Origin of the sequence: Streptomyces sp. NRRL B-3229 (assembly GCF_000719505.1) — a bacterium.
In the GTDB taxonomy this organism is placed as follows: Bacteria; Actinomycetota; Actinomycetes; order Streptomycetales; family Streptomycetaceae; genus Streptomyces; species Streptomyces griseorubiginosus.
The window spans coordinates 1-210 of sequence record NZ_JOGP01000167.1; the positions used below are offsets into that span (position 1 = coordinate 1).

General features: G+C 68.6%; 1 protein-coding gene. It reads right to left on the reverse strand.

What is annotated here, in order from left to right:
• A partial coding sequence (locus tag IF54_RS40345; protein ID WP_037821307.1) for an AMP-binding protein occupies positions 1-210 on the reverse strand: 210 nt, incomplete at both ends.

Sequence of the window (210 nt, forward strand, 5' to 3'; positions counted from 1 at the left end):
GCAGATGAGCGGGGTGAACAGGTCGGGGATGCCCAGGTCGAAGGAGATCGACGAGAACAGCGGGGCACCGCCGTCGCCGTGCGAGGCGTACGACTGCACGGTCCAGGCGAGGTAGTTGGCCAGACCGGCGTGGTGGATCATCACGCCCTTGGGGCGGCCGGTGGAGCCGGAGGTGTAGATGACGTAGGCCAGCTGCGCCGGATCCGGCAC